Source organism: Streptococcus macedonicus ACA-DC 198 (genome assembly GCA_000283635.1).
Taxonomy (GTDB): Bacteria; Bacillota; Bacilli; order Lactobacillales; family Streptococcaceae; genus Streptococcus; species Streptococcus macedonicus.
On sequence record HE613569.1, the window covers coordinates 719,174 to 743,017 of the forward strand.

The 23,844-nt window shown below is 38.2% G+C and carries 20 protein-coding genes and 2 pseudogenes; 21 read left to right on the forward strand and 1 reads right to left on the reverse strand.

Annotation, left to right across the window (positions count from 1 at the left end; translation table 11 throughout):
• Positions 1-88: 88 nt before the first annotated feature.
• The 21 genes and pseudogenes from SMA_RS11660 to addA form a co-directional block, all read left to right on the forward strand.
• Positions 89-328: pseudogene (locus tag SMA_RS11660) on the forward strand (type I pullulanase); the annotation flags it as partial.
• Positions 308-973: a glycogen/starch/alpha-glucan phosphorylase gene (locus tag SMA_RS03740; RefSeq protein WP_081498602.1), complete on the forward strand. Its 666-nt coding sequence runs from the start codon at positions 308-310 to the stop codon at positions 971-973. The pseudogene SMA_RS11660 and the gene SMA_RS03740, both read left to right, overlap by 21 nt.
• A gap of 312 nt (positions 974-1,285) precedes the next feature.
• Positions 1,286-1,495, forward strand: coding sequence for a F0F1 ATP synthase subunit C (locus tag SMA_RS03745; protein ID WP_014294296.1), 210 nt, complete (start codon positions 1,286-1,288; stop codon positions 1,493-1,495).
• Between the two features lie 38 nt (positions 1,496-1,533).
• Entirely contained in the window at positions 1,534-2,247 is a 714-nt protein-coding gene (gene atpB, locus SMA_RS03750; RefSeq protein ID WP_014294297.1) for a F0F1 ATP synthase subunit A, read from the forward strand.
• Positions 2,248-2,264: 17 nt separating this feature from the next.
• Positions 2,265-2,762: a F0F1 ATP synthase subunit B gene (gene atpF / locus SMA_RS03755; RefSeq protein ID WP_014294298.1), complete on the forward strand. Its 498-nt coding sequence runs from the start codon at positions 2,265-2,267 to the stop codon at positions 2,760-2,762.
• On the forward strand, positions 2,762-3,298 hold the full coding sequence (locus SMA_RS03760; protein WP_014294299.1) for a F0F1 ATP synthase subunit delta: 537 nt from the start codon (positions 2,762-2,764) through the stop codon (positions 3,296-3,298). The genes atpF and SMA_RS03760 overlap by 1 nt, the downstream gene beginning before the upstream one ends.
• Before the next feature lie 15 nt (positions 3,299-3,313).
• On the forward strand, positions 3,314-4,819 hold the full coding sequence (atpA, locus tag SMA_RS03765) for a F0F1 ATP synthase subunit alpha (protein WP_014294300.1): 1,506 nt from the start codon (positions 3,314-3,316) through the stop codon (positions 4,817-4,819).
• Positions 4,820-4,833: 14 nt separating this feature from the next.
• A complete protein-coding gene (locus SMA_RS03770) occupies positions 4,834-5,712 on the forward strand; it encodes a F0F1 ATP synthase subunit gamma (RefSeq protein WP_014294301.1) in 879 nt (292 codons plus the stop codon).
• Between the two features lie 66 nt (positions 5,713-5,778).
• Positions 5,779-7,185, forward strand: coding sequence for a F0F1 ATP synthase subunit beta (gene atpD / locus SMA_RS03775; RefSeq protein WP_014294302.1), 1,407 nt, complete (start codon positions 5,779-5,781; stop codon positions 7,183-7,185).
• 12 nt (positions 7,186-7,197) lie between these two features.
• Positions 7,198-7,614, forward strand: a complete 417-nt coding sequence (locus SMA_RS03780; RefSeq protein WP_014294303.1) for a F0F1 ATP synthase subunit epsilon — start codon at positions 7,198-7,200, stop codon at positions 7,612-7,614.
• A gap of 64 nt (positions 7,615-7,678) precedes the next feature.
• Complete coding sequence (locus tag SMA_RS03785) at positions 7,679-7,915, forward strand: DUF1146 family protein (protein WP_014294304.1); 237 nt, start codon at positions 7,679-7,681, stop codon at positions 7,913-7,915.
• 62 nt (positions 7,916-7,977) lie between these two features.
• Positions 7,978-9,252, forward strand: coding sequence for a UDP-N-acetylglucosamine 1-carboxyvinyltransferase (murA, locus tag SMA_RS03790; protein ID WP_044563015.1), 1,275 nt, complete (start codon positions 7,978-7,980; stop codon positions 9,250-9,252).
• A gap of 2 nt (positions 9,253-9,254) precedes the next feature.
• A complete protein-coding gene (locus SMA_RS03795; RefSeq protein WP_009853912.1) occupies positions 9,255-9,443 on the forward strand; it encodes a DNA-directed RNA polymerase subunit beta in 189 nt (62 codons plus the stop codon).
• A gap of 114 nt (positions 9,444-9,557) precedes the next feature.
• Positions 9,558-10,424: a DNA/RNA non-specific endonuclease gene (locus SMA_RS03800; protein ID WP_014294306.1), complete on the forward strand. Its 867-nt coding sequence runs from the start codon at positions 9,558-9,560 to the stop codon at positions 10,422-10,424.
• Between the two features lie 68 nt (positions 10,425-10,492).
• Positions 10,493-10,627, forward strand: coding sequence for a hypothetical protein (locus SMA_RS11970; RefSeq protein ID WP_257235419.1), 135 nt, complete (start codon positions 10,493-10,495; stop codon positions 10,625-10,627).
• 27 nt (positions 10,628-10,654) lie between these two features.
• Positions 10,655-10,900 (forward strand): annotated as a pseudogene (locus tag SMA_RS12360) (GNAT family N-acetyltransferase); the annotation flags it as partial.
• Between the two features lie 449 nt (positions 10,901-11,349).
• Positions 11,350-12,393: a phenylalanine--tRNA ligase subunit alpha gene (gene pheS, locus SMA_RS03810; RefSeq protein WP_013642932.1), complete on the forward strand. Its 1,044-nt coding sequence runs from the start codon at positions 11,350-11,352 to the stop codon at positions 12,391-12,393.
• A 35-nt stretch (positions 12,394-12,428) separates the two neighbouring features.
• Positions 12,429-12,953, forward strand: coding sequence for a GNAT family N-acetyltransferase (locus SMA_RS03815; protein WP_014294308.1), 525 nt, complete (start codon positions 12,429-12,431; stop codon positions 12,951-12,953).
• A 71-nt stretch (positions 12,954-13,024) separates the two neighbouring features.
• On the forward strand, positions 13,025-15,430 hold the full coding sequence (gene pheT / locus SMA_RS03820) for a phenylalanine--tRNA ligase subunit beta (RefSeq protein ID WP_014294309.1): 2,406 nt from the start codon (positions 13,025-13,027) through the stop codon (positions 15,428-15,430).
• A gap of 149 nt (positions 15,431-15,579) precedes the next feature.
• Positions 15,580-18,822, forward strand: a complete 3,243-nt coding sequence (rexB, locus tag SMA_RS03825; RefSeq protein ID WP_014294310.1) for an ATP-dependent nuclease subunit B — start codon at positions 15,580-15,582, stop codon at positions 18,820-18,822.
• Positions 18,812-22,444 (forward strand): helicase-exonuclease AddAB subunit AddA, encoded by a 3,633-nt coding sequence (addA, locus tag SMA_RS03830; protein ID WP_014294311.1) that lies wholly within the window; start codon positions 18,812-18,814, stop codon positions 22,442-22,444. Before rexB ends, addA begins: the two co-directional genes overlap by 11 nt.
• 92 nt (positions 22,445-22,536) lie before the next feature.
• Here addA and SMA_RS03835 read toward each other — a convergent pair whose 3' ends face one another.
• Positions 22,537-23,682 carry a cobalamin-independent methionine synthase II family protein gene (locus SMA_RS03835; protein ID WP_014294312.1) on the reverse strand — a complete coding sequence of 382 codons (1,146 nt, stop codon included), beginning with the start codon at positions 23,680-23,682 and terminating at the stop codon, positions 22,537-22,539.
• Positions 23,683-23,844: the final 162 nt, after the last annotated feature.

Consider the following 23,844-nt stretch of genomic DNA (forward strand, 5'->3'; position numbering starts at 1 on the left):
AGGTCATATGGGACTTTTTTTCTACACTAAAAAAGGCTCCATAATCTCTACAGTGGATTTACCCACTACAGAAATTATAGAGCCGCATAATTCATATGGTGATGAGACAGGTTTTGATTATTTGAAAAAATTAGGCATTAGCCATGTTCAATTACAGCCGATTTTTGACCATCATCAGACCTTCGATGCCGACGGAAATTATGCCTATAACTGGGGATATGACCCTGAAAATTTCAACGTCCCTGAAGCTAGCTTTTCAACGGTACCGCATAAACCAGAAAATAGGATTTTGGAATTAAAACAATTAATTCAAGCTTACCATTTTGCAAAATTAGTCATCAAAGTGATTAATGAATTAGCTAATTTAATTAATAACGATATTAGCTTAAATGGCAAACTTAAAGTTGTTTTTCTTGAAAATTATAATGTCAGTCTTGCGGAATTAATTATCCCAGCAGCCAATGTATCTGAACAAATTTCACTAGCTTCCAAAGAAGCATCTGGAGCCTCTAACATGAAGTTTATGATGACAGGTGCTATTACCTTGGCAACACTGGACGGAGCTAATATTGAAATTAAAGATGAAGTTGGCAGCGATAATATTGTCATCTTTGGTATGGATAAAGATGATGTCTATCGTCATTATGAACGCCATGATTACTATTCACGTAGTATTTATGAAAATAATACGATTATTCGATGTGTTGTTGACAGCTTTATCAATGGTACCATTCCAAATATTCAAGGTGAAGGAACAGAAATTTATGAATCTCTGATTATGTACAATGATGAGTATTTCTTGCTTGAAGATTTTACAGCCTATGTAGAAGCCCAAGAAAAGATTGACCAGCTCTACCGCAATCAAGATCAATGGATGCGCATGAGCTTTATCAATATTGCAAATTCTGACAAGTTCATCTCAGATGATACCATTACTCAATACGCTAAAGAAATATGGCAATTGAAAAACTAAAAATGAGGTTATTACCTACTTGATTTAGTAAAAATATAAAAACGTTTCCATAGAGTTTTCACAAAGAAGTTCTTTTTAGGACATTGTTTGTATAGAAAAACTCCCATAAAATGTTATTTATAATAGGAAGAAAAAATAGGAAGAAAACCTAATAAAGAAGCGATTTTGGTCGTTTCTTTATTTTTATTTTAAAAAACTAAACAAAGGTTAAGAATGAAATAGAAAAACTTTTCCAAAATTTGCGATTTCATTGACAATTTCCTAAAATAGGACTAAAATAACAAAGTAAAAAATTTTAAAAGGAGAATTCTTATGTTGAATTTAGCTATTTTAGCACTTGGTATTGCTGTTATGGGAGTGAGTATCGGTGAAGGTATTCTAGTTTCCAATATTGCAAAATCATCAGCTCGTCAACCTGAAATGTACAACAAACTCCAAACACTTATGTTTTTGGGTATTGCCTTTATTGAAGGTACGTTCTTTGTTCTTCTAGCATGTACATTCTTTGTTACTACAAAATGATATTGCTGAAGATTTTCTAAAAGAAAGGGGGGAATCAGTTGGAAACTGTCAGTAATCCAACAGTTCAATTTTTTGGCATAACTTTTGATTTAACCATTCTTGCCATGTCTCTTTTAACTGTACTGATTGCCTTTGGAATTACCTTTTGGGCGAGTCGCCATATGACAATAAAACCAAAAGGGAAACAGACATTTATTGAGTTTCTGTACGAGTTTGTGAGAAATACCATCCGTCCAAACTTGGGTGAGTACACAAACAATTATAGCTTACTCATGTTTACCTTTTTCTTTTTTCTTTTGGTTGCTAATAACCTTGGTTTGATGCTTAAGTTGCAGTCAGAAGAATATAACTTTTGGACGTCACCAACATCTAACTTCATGGTTGATTTCACATTATCATTGATTGTTGCTATTGTTGTTCACGTTGAAGGTATTCGTAAAAGAGGTTTAGCTACCTATTTGAAACACTATGTCTCACCATATCCTGTTATGCTTCCAATGAATATTTTGGATCAATTTACCAGTTTGATTTCATTGGCTTTGCGTCTCTATGGAAATATTTACGCTGGTGAAATTGTCATGTCCCTGATTATAAGTCTAGCTCACTCGAGTATCGTAGGGGCTTCTGTAGGCTTTGTTTTAAATCTCGCTTGGACAGCCTTTTCAATATTTATTGGATGTATTCAAGCTTATGTATTTACTATTCTTTCATCGAAATACATTGGTGAAAAAGTCGTTGAAGAAGAGGAATAGAAAGGGGATAGAAATAAATGTCTACACTTATAAATGCAACTAGTTTAGGTAACCTTATTATCACAACTGGATCAGTTCTTTTATTATATATCCTGATTCGCATCTTTGCATGGGACCAAATTACAGGAATTTTCAAAGCTCGTGAAGAAAAAATCTCTAACGATATTGATGGTGCAGAAGCTGCTCGTGAAAAAGCAGAAGCATTAGCTGCTAAACGCCAAGAAGAGTTAGCTGCCGCTCGTACAGAGGCAATACAAATTATTGATAATGCCAAAGAAACAGGTAAAAATCAAGAGGCTAAAATCGTTGCAGAAGCACTTGAAGAAGCAAGTCGCTTGAAAGCTAAAGCTATTCAAGATATTGAACAAAGTAAAGCAGAAGCTCTTTCAAGTGTTAAAAGAGATGTTGCTGATTTGACTGTTCTTTTAGCAGAAAAAATCATGACAACTAACCTTGACAAAAAAGCTCAAAGCAATCTCATTGATAGCTATCTTGACAAGCTAGGAGATGCCTAATGGATAAAAAGACACAAGCTCTTGTTGAGCAATATGCGAAAAGTCTCGTAGAAATCGCTATTGAAAAAAACAGTTTAGCTGAACTTCAATCAGAAACAGAAGCTTTGTTGTCTGTTTTTGAAGAGACAAACTTAGCTAAGTTTTTATCAAGTTTAGTCGTTTCACGTGATGAAAAAGTAAAACTTGTTAGGTTACTCCAAGAGTCTAGTTCAGTATACATGAACAATTTTCTTGAGGTAATTTTACAAAACGAACGAGAAGCGTTCCTAAAAGATATTTTAGAAGGTGTTCAAAAAGATTTTGTTATTGCAACTAATCAACACGACATTGTTGTGACAACGGCAGTAGCTTTAACAGATGAACAAAAAGAACATATTCTAGCTTTGGTTGCTGAAAAATTCGGTGTTAAAGCTGGAAAACTCGTTGAAAACATTGACGAATCAATCCTTGGTGGATTTATCATTAATGTTAACAATAAAGTAATCGACACAAGCATTCGTCGTCAATTACAAACATTTAAAATGAATTTGAAATAGAAAGTGGTGTGACTTTTGGCAATTAATGCACAAGAAATTAGCGCTTTAATTAAAAAGCAAATTGAAAACTTCCAGCCAAATTTTGACGTCACAGAAACTGGTGTAGTCACTTATATCGGTGATGGTATTGCCCGTGCTCATGGACTTGATAATGCCATGAGTGGAGAACTTCTCGAATTTTCAAATGGTGCCTTCGGTATGGCTCAAAACCTTGAGTCTAATGACATTGGTATCATTATTCTTGGAGATTTTTCTACAATTCGTGAAGGTGATGAAGTTAAACGTACTGGTAAAATCATGGAAGTGCCAGTAGGTGAAGCTCTTATTGGTCGTGTCGTAAACCCACTTGGTCAACCAGTGGATGGTCTTGGAGATATCAAGACAACTGCAACTCGTCCAGTTGAAACACCTGCACCAGGCGTTATGCAACGTAAATCAGTTTCTGAACCACTCCAAACTGGTCTTAAAGCGATTGATGCTTTGGTCCCAATTGGACGTGGTCAACGTGAGTTAATCATCGGTGACCGTCAAACAGGTAAAACATCTGTTGCGATTGATGCAATTTTGAACCAAAAAGGACAAGATATGATTTGTATCTATGTTGCTATTGGTCAAAAAGAATCAACTGTTCGTACACAAGTTGAAACACTTCGTAAATACGGAGCTCTTGATTATACAATCGTTGTGACAGCCTCAGCTTCACAACCTTCTCCATTACTTTACATCGCTCCTTATGCTGGTGTGGCAATGGCAGAAGAATTTATGTATAATGGAAAACACGTTTTGATTGTTTATGATGATTTATCAAAACAAGCGGTAGCTTATCGTGAACTCTCACTTCTTCTTCGTCGTCCACCAGGACGTGAGGCTTACCCAGGTGATGTTTTCTATCTTCACAGCCGCTTACTTGAACGTTCAGCTAAAGTTTCTGATGCACTTGGTGGTGGTTCTATCACAGCCCTTCCATTTATTGAAACACAAGCTGGTGATATTTCAGCTTACATAGCAACAAACGTGATTTCTATCACTGACGGACAAATCTTCTTGCAAGAAAATCTTTTTAACTCAGGTATTCGTCCTGCGATTGATGCTGGTTCTTCAGTATCACGTGTTGGTGGTTCAGCACAAATCAAAGCAATGAAGAAAGTTGCTGGTACCCTTCGTCTTGACTTAGCTTCTTACCGTGAACTTGAAGCCTTTACACAATTCGGTTCTGATTTGGATGCAGCAACACAAGCTAAACTTAATCGTGGACGTCGTACAGTTGAAGTGCTTAAACAACCTGTTCACAAACCACTTCCTGTTGAAAAACAAGTTGTGATTCTTTATGCACTTACCCATGGTTTCTTGGATGATGTACCAGTTAATGACATTTTAGCATTTGAAGAAGCTTTGTATGATTACTTTGATGCACATTACGAATCAATCTTTGAAACTATCCGTACAACCAAAGATTTACCAGAAGAATCTGTCTTAGATGCAGCTATTAAAGCCTTTAAAGAGCAGTCAGAATTCAAATAAGAGGGAGGTGGCATATGGCAGGCTCTCTTAGTGAAATCAAAGGGAAAATTATTTCAACTCAGAAAACAAGTCATATTACTGGTGCTATGCAAATGGTATCAGCTGCAAAATTGACTAAATCTGAGCAAGCAGCACAAAATTTCCAAATCTATGCTTCAAAAATTCGTCAAATTACTACGGATTTATTGAAATCAGAACTTATTAATGGTTCAACAAATCCAATGTTAGCCGCACGTCCAGTTAAAAAGACAGGTTACATTGTGATTACATCTGATAAAGGACTTGTTGGTGGGTATAATTCTAAAATCTTGAAAGCTATGATGGATCTTATTCAAGAATATCATGCTGAAGATGATAATTATGCTATTATTGCCATCGGTGGTATCGGAGCAGATTTCTTTAAAGCACGTGGTATGAATGTTGTATTTGAATTGCGTGGTTTGGAAGATCAGCCATCATTTGAACAAGTCGGCAATATCATTTCAAAATCTGTTGAAATGTATAAAAACGAATTGTTTGATGAATTATATGTATGTTACAATCACCATGTGAACAGCTTGACAAGTCAAGTTCGTGTCCAACAAATGCTTCCAATTGCTGAATTAGATGCTGATGAAGCGGCAGAAGAAGGGACAACTGGTTTTGAGTTAGAACCAAGTCGTGAATTGATTTTGGAACAACTCTTACCACAATATGCTGAAAGTCTCATTTATGGTGCCATTATTGATGCGAAAACCGCTGAACATGCAGCTGGTATGACAGCTATGCAGACAGCGACTGATAATGCTAAAAACATTATCGCTGACTTAACGACACAATATAACCGTGCTCGTCAAGCAACCATCACAAATGAAATTATTGAAATTGTAGCAGGTGCTAACGCACTAGAATAAAGGTGAGTATTTAATTCGCTCACGAAAACGGGATTGTATTCCTAAAAAATCTAAAAGGAGAAAAACATGAGCTCAGGCAAAATTGCTCAGGTTGTTGGTCCAGTTGTTGACGTTGCGTTTGCAGCTGGGGAAAAATTACCTGAGATTAATAATGCATTGATTGTTTATAAAGATGGCGATAAATCTCAAAAAATCGTTCTCGAAGTTGCTCTTGAACTTGGTGACGGTCTTGTACGTACTATCGCTATGGAATCAACTGATGGGCTTACACGTGGATTAGAAGTTTTTGATACTGGTCGTGCGATTAGTGTGCCAGTTGGTAAAGAAACTTTGGGTCGTGTGTTCAATGTTCTTGGGGAAACTATTGACCTTGATGAACCATTTGCTGAAGACGCACCACGTGAACCAATCCACAAAGAAGCACCAGCTTTTGATGAATTATCAACATCATCAGAAATCCTTGAAACAGGTATCAAAGTTATTGACCTTCTTGCCCCTTACCTAAAAGGTGGTAAAGTCGGACTTTTCGGTGGTGCCGGTGTTGGTAAAACCGTTCTTATCCAAGAATTGATTCATAACATTGCCCAAGAACACGGTGGTATTTCAGTATTTACTGGTGTTGGGGAACGTACACGTGAAGGTAATGACCTTTACTGGGAAATGAAAGAATCTGGCGTTATCGAAAAAACAGCCATGGTCTTTGGTCAAATGAATGAACCACCTGGAGCACGTATGCGTGTTGCCCTTACTGGTTTGACTATCGCTGAATATTTCCGTGATGTTGAGGGACAAGACGTGCTTCTCTTCATTGATAACATCTTCCGTTTTACTCAAGCAGGTTCTGAAGTATCAGCCCTTCTTGGTCGTATGCCGTCAGCCGTTGGTTACCAACCTACATTGGCAACTGAAATGGGTCAATTGCAAGAACGTATCACATCAACTAAAAAAGGTTCTGTTACATCAATCCAAGCCATCTATGTGCCAGCCGATGACTACACTGACCCAGCGCCAGCAACAGCATTCGCTCACTTGGATTCAACAACTAACCTTGAACGTAAGTTGACTCAAATGGGTATTTACCCAGCCGTTGACCCTCTTGCTTCAAGCTCACGTGCCCTTTCACCAGAAATTGTTGGTCAAGAACACTATGAAGTGGCAACAGAAGTACAACATGTCCTTCAACGTTACCGTGAATTGCAAGATATCATTGCAATCCTTGGTATGGATGAATTGTCTGACGAAGAAAAAACATTGGTTGGACGTGCACGTCGTATCCAATTCTTCTTGTCACAAAACTTCAACGTTGCTGAACAATTTACAGGTATGCCTGGTTCATATGTACCAGTTTCTGAAACTGTTCGTGGCTTCAAAGAAATTTTGGAAGGTAAATACGATGATCTTCCAGAAGATGCTTTCCGTAACGTAGGTCCAATCGAGGATGTAGTTGAAAAAGCTAAGAAAATGAATTACTAATGAGGTGATACCATGATATATATGACTGTTCAGGTAGTAACACCAGATGGTATCTGCTATGATCACCATGCTAATTTTATTTCAGTAAAAACACCAGATGGTGAAATGGGGATTTTGCCAGAACACATTAACCTCATTAATCCGCTTACTATCCACGAAATGAAAATTCGTCGTATTGATGATGATAATCACGTGGATTGGGTGGCTATCAACGGTGGTATTATGGAAGTGAAAGACAATCTCGTGACAATTGTTGCAGACTCTGCAGAACGTGAACGTGATATTGATGTTAGCCGTGCAGAACATGCTAAGATTCGTGCAGAACGCAAATTAGAACAAGTTCAAAGTACTCACAATATTGACGAAGTACGCCGTGCACAAGTTGCGCTTCGTCGCGCTTTGAACCGTATCAGTGTTGGTAAGAAATAATCCTAAAAAGTCAGCTTTGCTGGCTTTTTTTGTTGTGAGAAGCAAATTTTGCTATAATAAGGTTATGGAAATTTTAAATAGTACTGTGACCATTTTGTGTCATTTGATGTTCATTGCGATGACACATCAATTGCTTCGTCAGTTGTTTGATTGGTCTAAAATCATTAAAAATTCAGCGGAAAACATTGGACGACTAAAAGTATTTATCTTGTTTTTAAGCATTGCTATTGGTTATCTCGTCAGTCATTTTTTCCTAGAAATCATTACAATGAGTCAAACTCTTTTCTTGAGTTTTCAATAAAAGCAATAATTTGTAAACTATGATATAATTTTAGGTATTATAATATAAGAATGGAGTTCATTTTGGATAAAATTATTATTGAAGGTGGTAATACACGTTTGCAAGGAGAAGTAGTGATTGAAGGAGCTAAAAATGCTGTTCTTCCACTCTTGGCTGCAACGATTTTACCTGAGGAAGGAAAGACAATTTTAACCAATGTTCCAATCCTTTCAGATGTTTTTACGATGAATAATGTTGTCCGTGGGTTGAATATTCAAGTTGATTTTGATGAAGCTAACAATAAAATTGAAGTGGATGCTTCTGGTGATATTTTGGATATTGCTCCTTACGAATATGTTAGTAAGATGCGTGCTTCAATCGTTGTTCTAGGACCAATTTTAGCACGTAATGGACATGCCAAGGTTTCAATGCCTGGTGGTTGTACGATTGGTAGCCGCCCAATTGACCTTCACCTTAAAGGTTTGGAGGCAATGGGAGCTAAGATTACGCAATCTGGTGGTGATATTACGGCAACTGTTGATGGTAAGCTTAAAGGGACAACTATCTACATGGATTTCCCATCTGTTGGGGCAACGCAAAACTTGATGATGGCGGCGACATTAGCAGATGGTGTTACGATTATTGAAAATGTGGCACGTGAGCCAGAAATCGTTGATTTGGCAATGCTACTCAATAAAATGGGAGCTAATGTTAGAGGTGCTGGTACAGAAATTTTGACTATCACTGGTGTTGATAGCCTTCATGGGGCAGAACATGATGTGGTTCAAGACCGTATTGAGGCTGGTACTTTTATGGTGGCAGCAGCCATGACAACAGGAAATGTTCTTATCAAAGATGCTATCTGGGAACATAACCGTCCATTGATTTCAAAATTGATTGAAATGGGGGTTACTGTTGTTGATGAGGAAGATGGTATTCGTGTGATTGCTGATACATCAACATTGCGACCTGTAATGGTTAAAACACTTCCACATCCTGGTTTTCCAACAGATATGCAAGCGCAGTTTACAGCCTTGATGGCAGTCGTAGATGGCAAATCAACGATGATTGAAACTGTTTTTGAGAATCGTTTCCAACATTTGGAAGAAATGCGCCGTATGGGCTTGCAATCGGAAATTTTGCGAGATACGGCTATAATTCACGGTGGTAAAGAACTCCAAGGAGCACCTGTGATGTCAACGGACCTTCGTGCGAGTGCAGCTCTGATTTTGACAGGAATGGTTGCTAAAGGAACAACGACTGTCGGAAAATTGGTTCACCTTGACCGTGGGTATTATAAATTCCATGAAAAATTGGCTAAACTCGGTGCAAATATTAAACGTGTAAGTGAGGCTTAAAAATGACAAGTGGCTGGAAATATGTAACCAAACAACTTGTTTTAATTTTGGTAATTGCTCTTTTGTGTTGTTTATTTTTGGCAATTGGTTTGATGATTGGCTATGGCATCATTGGTGAAGGCAAAAATCCATTTGCAATTTTATCTTTGGATAAATGGCAATCGATTATTGGAAAATTTACTGGAAATTAATAAGGTTTATTTTAGTGATTGTCTTAGGAACAATTATTATTTAGAAGTGGGATAATCGGCTTTATGATTTGAAATAAAGTAACGGTTTTTCCGCTTTTTTGATGAAAGGAAATTATGGCAAAGAAATCAAAATTGTTTAAACAGACAAAATCCCTGATGTCTTTGGTGATTTTGTTAGTTGGTATTGGTACTGGTTGGGTGACGATATCAGATTCGACTGACCCGCTAAATCAAGTCGTTTCGTTAATTACTGGTGACTCCTCTTCTGAAATAACGTCAAATCAATCAAGTTCAGATTTGGCAACGCCAACACAATCTTTAGCAGAGACGGTATTAACAGATAGTGTCAAAGAGCAGTTAGGGGCAAATATAGAATGGAATGGTGCGGGAGCCTATATTATCAATGATAATCAAACATCCCTAAATGCAAAAGTTTCAAGTCAACCTTACGCCAACAACAAAACGAAAACGGTGCAAGGTCAGACTGTTCCAACGGTTGCTAATGCTTTGCTAAGTAAGTCAACTCGTCAATACAAAAGTCGTGAGGAAACAGGAAATGGGTCGACCTCTTGGACGCCTGCGGGTTGGCATCAAGTTCAAGACCTTTCAGGGACTTATAGCCATGCGGTAGACCGTGGGCATTTGCTTGGCTATGCTTTGGTTGGTGGTCTAAAAGGCTTTGATGCGTCAACAAGCAACCCTGACAATGTGGCAACACAGACGGCTTGGGCGAACGAGGCAAATTCGGAAAGTTCAACTGGTCAAAATTACTATGAATCCCTTGTCCGCAAAGCTCTTGACCAGAAAAAACGAGTTCGTTATCGTGTCACCTTGATTTATGACGGTGATAATCTCTTAGCAAGCGGAACGCATTTGGAAGCCAAATCATCTGACGGTAGTCTAGAATTTAACGTCTTTGTTCCAAATGTGCAAAGCGGACTGACATTTGATTATTATTCAGGTCAAGTTAGTGTGAATTGAGTGCTTTGAATAACTTTTTGGTATGCTATAATAGTGTTATTATTTTGTGATTATTGAAAGAAATTGGTATGATTAAAACAGAACGCTTATCCATTCGTTTTATTGCAGAAGATGATTGGAACGCTTTGAAGGATATTTGGGTGGATTTTAGTCAGTCACCGTACGCACAATATGATGCACCGCATACGATTGATGATATTTAGGTAAAAGCTAAAGCTAAACAATGGGCAGAATTTTCACCAAAAGGGGAGCATTTATTCTATGCTGTTTGTTATCAAGATAAAATGATAGGAACCATTGACTTCCATAAGATTGATGCTGGATACGAGTGTGGTTACTGTTTCCATAGTGATTATCATGGAAAAGGTTACGCTAGAGAGAGTTTAGTGGCTGTGCTGTCAACACTTTTAGGTGATGGTAGTGATACTTGCATTGCAAGGACAGTATTAAAAAATCTTCCATCAGTTAAACTTTAAGGACAATTGGGTTTGAGAAAATTGGTGAAGAAAGTGTCTCATTTTATACTGATGCCCAAGGAAACAATATTTCTTTTGATGGTGGCATATTTGCTTATCATTTGGAAAAATAATGTGTCAACAGTCACTAGTTAGAGATTTTTAACTCTAACATAAATCAAGCTAGGGATTTCCTTGTCAAATGGCTAAAAATTTGCTAGAATGGGTTATAAATTGAATAGTGTCTTATGAGACTAGTAACCTTATGGCAGTTTAGCAGGGAATGGAAGCCGTGACTGGAAGCTTCCTAGATGAAAGTTTGGTGAATTCACTCATGTTAAAGACGATAAATTAAGGTCTGCTAGTCAGATAAAAAACGGATGGTACCGCGTGTTAACGCTCCGCTATTGGAGTGTGGCACGCTTTTTTCGTTTAAAAACATTAGGGTTTTACCCAAGGAAGGAATTTTAATGGATTTACAAGCGCAGTTAGAGGAATTAAAATCATCTACGCAAGCTAAATTGGCTGAAATGCGTGGAAACAATGCAAAAGAACTTCAAGAATTACGTGTTCAAGTTCTTGGTAAAAAAGGATCATTGACAGAACTATTGAAAGGTTTGAAAGATCTTTCTAAAGAAATGCGTCCAGTTGTTGGAAAACAAGTCAATGAAGTCCGTGATGTTTTGACAAAAGCTTTCGAAGAACAAGCTAAAATTGTTGAAGCAGCTAAAATTCAAGCACAACTAGAATCAGAAAGTTTGGATGTAACACTTCCAGGACGTCAAGTTAATCTGGGTAACCGTCATGTTTTGACACAAACAAGTGAAGAAATCGAAGATATCTTCCTTGGTATGGGATTCCAAGTTGTTGATGGTTATGAAGTGGAATCTGACTATTATAACTTTGAACGTATGAATTTGCCAAAAGACCATCCAGCGCGTGATATGCAAGATACGTTCTACATTACTGAAGAAATCTTGCTTCGTACACACACAAGTCCTGTGCAAGCACGTACACTTGATAAACATGATTTTTCTAAAGGTCCTTTGAAAATGATTTCACCAGGGCGTGTTTTCCGTCGTGACACAGATGATGCGACTCACAGCCACCAATTCCACCAGATCGAAGGTCTTGTTGTTGGGGAAAACATTTCTATGGGTGACCTAAAAGGAACGCTTGAAATGATTATCAAGAAAATGTTTGGTGAAGACCGTAAAATTCGTCTTCGTCCATCATACTTCCCATTTACTGAACCGTCAGTAGAAGTTGACGTCTCATGCTTCAAATGTGGTGGTAAAGGATGTAACGTATGTAAGAAAACTGGTTGGATTGAAATCCTTGGTGCTGGTATGGTACACCCTCGCGTTTTGGAAATGTCTGGTGTTGATTCTGAAAAATACTCTGGCTTTGCTTTTGGTCTTGGTCAAGAACGTATCGCAATGCTTCGCTATGGTATCAATGATATCCGTGGTTTCTATCAAGGTGATGTCCGTTTCTCAGAACAATTTAAATAAAGCGAGATAACAGAAAAACGATTGGAGGAAAAGATATGTCAGAAATAAAAGTTGAGAAAGTGACATTGGATAAATTAAGTATCTTGCAAGAACTTAGTATTCAGACTTTTCGTGAAACCTTTGCTTTTGATAATGTCGAAGAAGAACTTCAACAGTTTTTCGATGATAGTTACACTTTAGAACAACTCGAAAAAGAGGTGACTGACCCAGAATCTGATGTTCGTTTTGTCTTGGTTGATGGGCGTGAGGTTGGCTTTATGAAAGTCAATTGGGGCGCTGCACAGACCGAACACGAACTAGAAAATGCCTTTGAAATTCAACGCATTTACATTCTTAACGAGTGTCAAGGATTAGGCTTAGGTAAGAAATTATTTGAGCTAGCGCTTGATATGGCAAAAGAAGGAGGCTTTGATTGGGCTTGGTTAGGTGTCTGGGAACATAATGTTAAGGCACAAGGGTTCTATCGAAAATATGGTTTTGAAAAATTTTCAGAACACTCTTTTAAAGTTGGCGATAAAGTAGATACAGATTGGCTTTTGAGAAAAGCCTTGAAAGAATAACAGTAGAAAGGGATAAAGAAGCTTGCCTGTCAAACGTATTTTGACTGCGAAAAGCTTTTAACACATTATTTATGTTAGTAAGTTATAAATGGTTAAAAGAGCTTGTTGATGTTGATGTAACAACACATGAGCTTTCTGAAAAAATGTCAACAACAGGGATTGAAGTCGAAGGTGTTTCAACACCGTCTGAAGGCTTGACAAAACTAGTTGTTGGTCACGTTGTATCTTGTGAAGATGTTCCAGAAACACATTTGCACCTTTGTCAAGTGGATACTGGTGATGAAGAGTTGCGTCAAATTGTCTGCGGTGCTCCAAATGTGACTGCTGGGATCAACGTTATCGTGGCTGTTCCAGGTGCACGTATTGCTGATAACTACAAAATCAAAAAAGGTAAAATCCGTGGCATGGAATCACTTGGGATGATTTGCTCACTCCAAGAACTTGGTTTGCCAGATTCTATTATTCCGAAAGAATTTTCAGACGGTATCCAAATTTTGCCAGAAGATGCTAAACCAGGTGATAGTATTTTCCCATATCTTGATTTAGACGATGAAATCATTGAATTGTCAATCACGCCAAACCGTGCAGATGCTCTTTCTATGCGTGGTGTTGCTCACGAAGTGGCTGCCATTTACGGTAAAGAAGTTCATTTCCCAGAAAAAGAACTTAAAGAAGTTTCTAAAGCAGCAAAAGACGTTATCGACGTTGCTATCGAGTCTGATAAAGTCTTGACTTACAAAGCACGCGTGGTTGAAAATGTGACTGTTAAACCAAGTCCACAATGGTTGCAAAATCTTTTGATGAACGCTGGTATCCGCCCAATCAATAACGTTGTTGACGTGACAAACTATGTCTTGTTGTACTTTGGTCAACCAATGCATGCCTTTGATTTGAATAAATTTGAAGATAACAAAATCATTGCTCGCAATGCGCGTGCTGGTGAGAAATTAGTTACTCTTGACGGCGAAGAACGTGAATTGATTGCTGAAGATCTTGTTATCACAGTTGCTGACAAACCAGTTGCACTTGCAGGTGTTATGGGTGGTCAAGCTACTGAAATTGATGACAATTCTAAAAACGTTGTGCTTGAAGCAGCAGTCTTTGACGGAACATCAATTCGTAAAACAAGCGATCGTTTGAACCTTCGTTCTGAAAGTTCATCACGTTTTGAAAAAGGTATCAACTATGCAACTGTTGCCGAAGCTCTTGATTTTGCAGCTGCAATGCTTAAAGAATTAGCTGACGGTGATGTTCTTGCTGGTCGTGTTGAAGCTGGTTCAGTTCCAACTGAAGATGTTGAAGTATCAACAACACTTGATTATGTTAACGTTCGTTTGGGAACAGAATTGACTTACGCTGACATTGAAGATGTCTTTGCCAAACTTGGCTTTGGTTTGTCAGGAAATGCAGATAAATTTACAGTTTCTGTGCCACGTCGTCGTTGGGATATTGCTATCCAAGCTGATTTGGTTGAAGAAATTGCACGTATTTATGGTTATGATAACCTCCCAACTACACTTCCAGAAGCTGCAGGTACAGCAGGTGAATTGACAGCAACACAAAAATTACGTCGTAAAATGCGTTCAATCGCTGAGGGTGCTGGTTTGACTGAAATCATCTCATACACTTTGACAACACCTGAAAAAGCAACTGAATTTACATTGCAACCAAGCCACTTGACAGAATTGATGTGGCCAATGTCAGTAGAACGCTCAGTTCTTCGCCAAAATGTTGTTTCTGGTATGCTTGATACTGTGGCTTACAACGTTGCTCGTAAAAATAGCAACTTGGCAATCTACGAAATCGGTAAAGTTTTTGAACAAAAAGGTAATCCAAAAGAAGAATTGCCAAACGAAGTCAACATATTTGCCTTTGCGATTTCTGGATTGGTTGCTGAAAAAGATTTCCAAACAAAAGCAACGCCAGTTGATTTCTTCTATGCGAAAGGTATCGTTGAAGCTATCTTTGCTAAACTTGATTTAACAGTTGATTATGTAGCTGAAAAAGGTTTTGCTAGCATGCACCCAGGTCGTACAGCAAGCATTTACTTGGACGGTCAACTAGTTGGTTTTGTTGGACAAGTTCACCCACAAACTGCTAAAAACTACAACGTTCCAGAAACTTACGTAGCTGAATTGAATTTGGATATCATTGAAGCGGCACTTCACGCTGACAAAGCGTTTGTTGAAATCACAAAATTCCCTGCTGTTTCTCGTGACATTGCTTTGCTATTACCAGCAGCAACAACTCATAAAGAAATCTTAGCAGCGATTGAATCAGCTAAAGTGAAACATTTGACTGACATCAAACTCTTTGACGTTTATGCTGGAGCAAATATCGCTGAAGGTATGAAATCAATGGCTTACAGCCTTACATTCCAAAATCCGAATGACAACTTAACTGACGAAGAAGTTGCTAAATACATGGATAAAATCACTAAAGTCCTTGTTGACCAACTCGGCGCAGAAGTTCGTTAATTTCCAAACTCATTAGGCTATTTTGGGTAATATAGATGACTCCCACCATTACGAAAGTAGTGGTGGGATTTTTGATGATTGTTGAGAGCTTATAAACACTTTGAAATCTGGTATAATAGGAGTAACGATTTGCTTAATGAAGGTATGTTATGAAATTACTATACACAGATATTCAGTATGATATGACTGAGATTTTAGTTGGAGAGGCAGTAGCGCAGGCAGATGCTGGTAAGCGTGTTTTTTACATTGCTCCCAATTCTTTATCTTTTGAAAAAGAAAGAGCAGTTTTGGAGTTGTTACCAGAAGAAGCTTCTTTTGCGATTACGGTAACACGTTTTGCTCAAATGGCTCGTTATTTTGTGTTAAATGAAGTGCAGGTCAAGGAAAGCATTGATGACAATGGCTTGGCTATGATTTTTTACCGTGCTTTGTCACATTTTTCAGATACAGATTTGAAAGTTTTTGGGCGTTTGAAGCAGGATACGAATTTTATCAAGCAGTTGGTTGATTTGTACAAAGAATTAAAAACGGCTAACATGACTGTGCTTGATTTGACAGAACTGCATTCAGCGGAGAAACAGGAAGATTTGGTGAAAATCTTTTTAGCGGTTAATGATATTTTGCTTGTCAATCAGTATGATAATCAGAGCAAGATTGCTTATTTTGCAAAGCAGGTTGAGGCAGGACATTTGGATGCTATGCTTGAAAATGTGAGCCTTGTCATTGACGGTTTTACACGCTTTTCAGCAGAAGAAGAGTATCTAGTAAGCTTGCTTGAAGAAAAATGTGCGCAAGTGATTATCGGAACTTACAGTAGTCAAAAGGCGTATAGAGCGGCATTTTCGACGGGAAATGTTTACCAAGCGAGTTTAGATTTCTTGCGTGGTTTAGCAGCTAAATTCCATGTGCAACCGCAGTATGTTGAAAGTTCTCAGAAATATCACGAGGCTTTTTCAAAATTATCGAAATTATTCGAAGCAAAGCACGACTTTACGAGTTCAGATGTGACGCTGACGGCTGATGATAAAAAACATTACGCTATTTGGGATGTCATTAATCAGAAAGAAGAGGTCGAGCATGTGGCGAAAGCTATTCGACATAAGCTTTATCAAGGGTATCGTTACAAGGATATTTTAGTGCTCTTAGGTGATGTGGACAGCTATCGTTTGCAAATTGGCAAGATTTTTGACAAATATGACATTCCTTATTATTTTGGAAAAGCGGAGTCAATGAGTGACCATCCTTTGGTGCATTTTATTGATTCGTTGGAGCGTGTGAAGCGTTATCGTTTTCGTACCGAAGATGTCGTTAATCTGTTAAAAACAGGGCTTTATGGAAATTTCAAGCAAGAAGATTTAGACCTTTTTGAGCAATATTTGATTTATGCTGATATTAAGGGACAAAGCAAATTTGCTAAGGAATTCACGATTGTTTATAAAGGAAAAAAACATTTAGCCTTTGTTAATCGCATGCGCGAGCAAATCATGACGCCTTTACTTGCTTTATTTAAGGCGCAAAAGCAACATGGCTCTAGTTTGCTTGAGAAATTAATGACATTTTTACACGCCATTCATTTACCTGATAATCTAGAAGGCATGGTAGCGACTTTTTCAGAAAATGAACAAGAAAAGCATGAGCAAGTTTGGCGGACATTTACAGGTATTTTAACGCAATTTCAAACGATTTTTGGGCAAGAAAAGTTATCGTTGGATGACTGTTTATCCTTGATTCGCAGCGGAATGTTAGCTGCGCAGTACCGTGTGGTGCCTGCAACGGTTGATGTTGTTTCGGTCAAATCTTATGATTTGGTTGAACCGCACACCAATAAATTTGTCTTTGCTTTGGGCATGACGCAGGCACATTTTCCAAAAATTGCGCAAAATAGTAGTCTGATTTCAGATGAAGAACGTGCCCAAATTAACGAATCAACTGATGATAATCAACGTTTTGATATTGTTAGTCGCGAAAATATCAAGAAAAATCATTTTGCTGCCCTATCGTTGTTCAACTCGGCGACAGAAGAATTGGTGCTTAGTCTGCCACAAATTGCCAACGAAGCCGAAGATACGGAATCTTCTTACTTAACCGAATTGGCTAGCTTTGGTGTGCCAGTTCTTGCTAAAGGTTGTAATCGTTTGTCAACGGATGCCGAGGACATTGGCAATTATAAGGCTTTATTGTCGCGCGTGATTGAAGTCAATCGTTTGGCGATTGAAGAAGAGCGTGAACTTAGCAAGGAAGAGCAAACTTTCTGGTCAGTTGCTGTTCGTTATCTTCGAAAAAAATTGGCAGCAGAAGGTATTGAATTGCCGCTGATTAAGGATAATATGCAAACTAAGACGGTCTCTGCCGACGTGATTGAGGCACGTTTTCCAAGCGATGAGCCGATTTCGTTATCATCATCTGCAGTTACTACCTTCTACAATAATCAGTATAAATATTTTTTGCAATATGTTCTTGGCTTGCAAGAGGTTGAGACGATTCACCCAGATGCCAGAAATCATGGTACCTACCTGCACCGTGTTTTTGAATTGGTCATGAAAGATGATTCAAACCATTCTTTTGATAGCAAACTTGATAAAGCTATTCAAACAACGAATTTGGAAGACGATTTCAAATTTGTTTACAAAGAAGATGAAGAAAGTCGTTATTCTTTGACTGTCTTGGAAGATATTGCTAGAAGTACGGCAACGATTTTACGTGATGATGCTCAGATTCAAGTTGAAAGTGAAGAAGAAACGTTTGACTTAATGATTGCAAATAGCGTTCGTATCAGAGGAATTATTGACCGTGTTGACCGCTTATCAGACGGCAGTCTTGGCATTGTGGATTACAAATCAAGTCGCAATACTTTTGATATTCAGAAATTCTACAATGGTTTAAGTCCGCAATTGGTGACTTACGTGCAAGCTTTGCGTGATAAAAAAGGCTTGAGCGAGTCGGAGCATATTTTTGGCGCTATGTATTTGCATATGCAAGAGCCAAAAGTTGATTTGTCATCGGTGGCTACGACAGAGAAAATTTTAGAAAATTTGGCTAAAGAGTTGACTTATCGTGGTCTATTCTTGGAAGATGAAAAAGCGTATTTAGCCAATGGTCGCTATCATCTGAATGATTCGCTTTACAGTCAAGAAGAACTTGATATTTTGCTAGCTTATAATCAAAACTTATATCTGAAAGCGGCAGAGCAGATTAAGAAGGGGCATTTCTTGATTAATCCTTATAGTGAGGACGGCAAATCAGTTCAAGGAGACCAATTGAAGGCAATCACACGATTTGAGGCTGACCGCCATATGCCTTATGCTCGCAAATGGTATAAATTACCAAGAAAAGATAGACGTCAAGGCTTTTTGAGCCTAATGCAAGAAGAGGAGGAAACAGATGATCTTTAAACCATTTCTAACGTCAGAAGACATTTCTTCTCTACAAATCCAAGAAGCGCAGTCATCCAAAAAACAAAAACGTACGCCAGAACAAATCGAAGCTATTTATAGTTATGGCAATAATATTTTGGTGTCTGCATCGGCTGGTTCTGGGAAAACCTTTGTCATGGTTGAACGCATTATTGATAAAATTTTGCGTGGTGTGACGATTGACCAGCTATTCATTTCAACCTTCACAGTCAAGGCTGCTGGGGAATTAAAAGAGCGTATTGAGAAGAAAATTAGCCAAGCTCTGCAAGAAACGACTGACAATGATTTGAAAAATTATCTCAATGAGCAGATGCTGGGCTTACAGACAGCTGATATTGGAACCATGGATGCTTTTACGCAGAAATTGGTCAATCAATACGGCTACACGCTAGGAATCTCACCAACTTTTCGTATTATGACGGATAAAAGTGAGCAAGATATTTTGAAAAATGAAGTCTTTTTTGACCTTTTTTCTGATTACATGACAGGAAGTGATGCTGAGCTTTTTCGTCAATTAATGCGGAATTTTTCTGGTAATCGTAAGGATAGCACCGCTTTTAGAGGCATTGTTTATAAAATTTATGATTTTAGTCAAGCAACCGATAATCCACAGAAGTGGTTGGCAGAAGTATTTTTAAAAGGTGCTAAAACTTATACCGATTTTTCAGCAATTCCTGACCAAGAAGTCAAGGATTTTCTGACTTGCTTGCATGATACGGCTGACCAGTTGCAAGATGTGACTGATTTAGAAGACTACAAGCAAAAAACAGCCAAAGGAACACTTACCGCCAATTATAAAAAGCATTTGAATATCATCGAGCATTTGCGTGAATGGGCACAGCATTTTGAAACTCTTTATGGTCGTGACGGTCTTGGACGTTTGGCGACAGATGTGGCGAAATTGCTTCCAGCTGGTCCTGCTGTGACAGTTGCAGGAACGAAATATCCCGTCTTTAAAACCTTACAGGAGCGTTTGACTGGTTTGAAACATTTGGAAACCATTTTTAAATACCAGCCAGAGAGCCTTCCGTTGCTAGAGCTATTGCAGAAATTTATGCAAGATTTTTCAGAGCAATATTTGCAAGCGAAAATCCAAGAAAATGCTTTTGAATTTTCGGATATTGCCCATTTTGCCATTCAGATTTTGGAAGAAAACGCTGATATTCGTGAGCTTTATCAGAATAAGTATCACGAAGTTATGGTCGATGAGTACCAAGATAATAACCACACGCAAGAACGCATGTTGGAGTTGTTGTCGAATGGTCATAATCGATTTATGGTGGGGGATATCAAGCAATCCATTTACCGCTTCCGTCAAGCCGACCCACAGATTTTTAACCAAAAATTTAAAGATTTTCAAGAACATCCTGACCATGGAAAATTAATTTTGTTAAAAGAGAATTTCCGTAGTCAGTCAGAAGTTTTAGATGCGACAAACAGTATTTTTACGCATTTAATGGACGAAGCTGTTGGTGAGATTTTGTATGATGACACACATCAATTGGTCGCTGGAAGCCCTGCTCAAAAGGAAAGTTACCCAGAAAATAAAACGCAAGTGCTTATCTACGATATTGATAACAATAGTGACTTGCCAAGTGATGCCGAAGAAGGACAAATTAACCCTAACGAAGTCAAGTTAGTGGCTAAAGAAATCATTCGTTTGCACAATGAGGAACACGTTGCTTTCGAGGATATTACCTTGTTAGTCTCATCACGCACGCGTAACGACGGTATTTTACAAACCTTTGAACACTATGGTATTCCTTTGGTGACTGACGGTGGTGAGCAAAATTACCTTAAATCAGTCGAAGTCATGGTTATGCTTGACACGCTCCGCGCCCTTGATAATCCGCTCAATGACTATGCCTTAGTAGCGCTCATGCGTTCACCGATGTTTTCATTCAATGAAGATGAGCTGGCACGCCTTGCGCTACAAACAACAGAAGATGACCATAGAGCTAATTTGTATCAAAAATTAGAGCATGCTTTAGCTGGCAAAGGAAGTCATAATGAATTGATAACAATCGCTTTACATGATAAATTGGCTGATTTTATGGCTTGTTTTGTTGCTTGGCGTGACTTTGCCAAATGGCATGCGCTTTATGACTTGATTTGGAAAATTTACAACGACAGATTTTACTATGATTACGTGGGCAATTTACCACGTGCTGAGCAACGTCAAGCAAATTTATATGCTTTAGCTCTTCGTGCCCATAATTTTGAACGAACTGGTTTTAAAGGACTCTCACGTTTTATTCGCATGATTGATAAGGTGTTAGAAAGTGAGAATGACCTTGCGGACGTTGAGGTGGCTCTGCCTAAAAATGCGGTGAACTTGATGACTATTCATAAAAGTAAAGGGCTTGAGTTCAAGTATGTTTTCATTTTGAATATTGACAAGAAATTTAGTATTCAGGATTTGATGTCACCCTTGATTTTATCACGTCAAAATGGTGCAGGTATCAAGTATCTAGCTGATATGAAAGAAGAGTTGGAAACGGACGTTTTTCCAACAGTCAAGGTTAGCATGGATACCTTGCCTTACCAGATCAATAAGCGTGAATTGCGCTTAGCTACGCTTTCAGAACAAATGCGATTGTTTTACGTTGCCATGACCCGCGCAGAAAAGAAATTGTATTTGATCGGAAAAGCAAGCTCTGAAAAGTTAGTGGATAAATATAGTGGTAAATCAGAAAACAATCATTTGCCAGTGGCAGAACGTGAGAATTTCATGACTTTTCAAGATTGGGTATTAGCCATTCATGAAGCTTATAGCAAGGAGACCTTGCCTTTTGCAGTTGATTTTGTCACGGACGAAGATTTGACAGATGATAAGATTGGTAAAATTGAAGCCACTTCTGTGATAACGCCAGATGATTTGTCAGATAACCGCCAGTCTGAAAATATCACGGAAGCCTTGGATAGATTGGAAGCTGTCGAAAAGTTAAATGCGAAGTACCATGCAGCCATCAATTTGCCAAGTTTGAGAACGCCAAGTCAGGTCAAAAAACTCTATGAGCCAGTCATGGATACTGATGGTGTTGACATGATGACAAAACCCTATCAAGCACAACCAACATTTGAATTGCCAGATTTTTCGAAGAAAGCCAAAATCGAAGCGACAGCCATTGGTTCGGCAATGCATGAACTTATGCAACGTATTCCTCTATCAAAACAGGTGACGATAGCCGATATTACCGTGGCTTTAGCCCAAGTTTCGGCAGAAGATGAGGTGAAAGCAAGTATTCGTTTGGAAAATGTTCTAGCCTTTTTTGAAAATTCAGAGCTTGGTCAGTTGATTCAGCAACATACAGACAAGATTTATCGCGAAGCACCTTTTGCCATGTTAAAAGAGGACCCTGACAGTAAGGAAAAATTCGTTGTCCGTGGGATTGTCGATGGTTACCTTGTCTTAGATGACCGCATCGTACTCTTTGATTACAAGACTGATAAATACAAAAATAGCGAGGAAATCAAGGAACGCTATCAAGGACAAATGGCTTTATATGCAGAAGCTCTCAGCAAGTCTTATGATAGAAAAAACGTTGATAAATACCTCGTTTTGCTTGGTGGCGAACAGCTAGAAGTTGTTAAACTATAAAACATCATATTGTTTAAAAATAACCCTCTGAGACAAGGAAATCTCAGAGGGTTATTAGTTATAAATAAAATTATTTTTGAATTCAGAGAATATTATTTCCAGAATTTAGCAGCGATATCTTGTCCTTGTTTGATTTTAGCCCATTGTTGTGGAATAGCTAGTTCATTTCCAGAATCACATGAGGCAAAGCCGCATTGGTGAGAAAGAAAAAGACGTTCTTTAGGGATGATGTTGCTTGCTTCTTCTAAAAGTTTTAGAGCGCGTTCTTCATCATCAAGGTCAGTTGTTTTACTTGAAAGTAGCCCAAGAACTACTTCAGCATCTTTATCTTTCAAACTTTCAAGAGCTTTAAGGTCACCAGAGACTTCGCTGTCCCATTCAAGGAAGAAGCGGTCGTAGTGTTGGTCTTTTAAGAATTTTGTGGCGATAGCTTCATAAGTGCCACCAGCAGCAGAACGACTTTCGTAATTTCCACGGCAGTTATGTGTCCAAACTTTTAGCCCAAGTTCATGTCCATAGTCAGCAACTTCGTTGTTAATAGCGATGAATTCATCTGCCAAGTCTGCTAAACCACCATTTCCTTCTGCAAAAAAACTAGCAGGATTAGATTCGTCAAAAAGTTCCCAGAGACAATCGTCAAATTGGATGATTTCTCCACCAGCTTCTTTGTATTCTGTTAAAAATTCCTTGTAAGCGTTAATAAGACCAGCTTTTAGTTCTTCATTTGTCTTGTAAACTTGATTTTCCCCAGCCAATCCGTCAAAAATCGCCAATTCAGTGTAAGCATGCGCAGGTCCCCAAATGGTTAATTTGGTAGCTATATCGCTAGCTTCTTGTTTAACGAGTTTAAAAATATCAAGAAAATGATGATTTTTACCAGAAAGTGGTTCAGTGATACGAATGCCAATGTCTTTGCGTGTTTCGAATTGACCACCGTCATGGTCTTGAAAAGTGTAACCATGGTCAGCAATATAGCGTTCGATACCTTTTAGTCCCCAGACAAAATCAAGGTGCCACATTGATTTTGAATATTCACCGTCAGTGATAATATCAATACCGTTTGCCTTTTCTTCAGCAATTATTTTTTTGATGTCAGCTGTTTCGGTTTCTTGATAGCCGTCAAAAGCATCATAGAAAGGGTAAACAATATCATCACGATGTTCAATCGCTGTTTTATATTCACGTAAGTCTGCTGGTCGCAAAAGCGAACCAACGAGTTGAAATTTTGAATTAGCCATTTCAAATACCTCTTTATCCTTCTGTGTTCATTGTATAAAAGCTTTGCCATTTTGAAAAATAGTTATTTTTATGGGGTTATATATAGTTACAAACTATAACGAAAAAAGTATGTATTTGTCTGAAAATTTGGTAAAATAGGAAAAACTGACAAAAATTTTTGG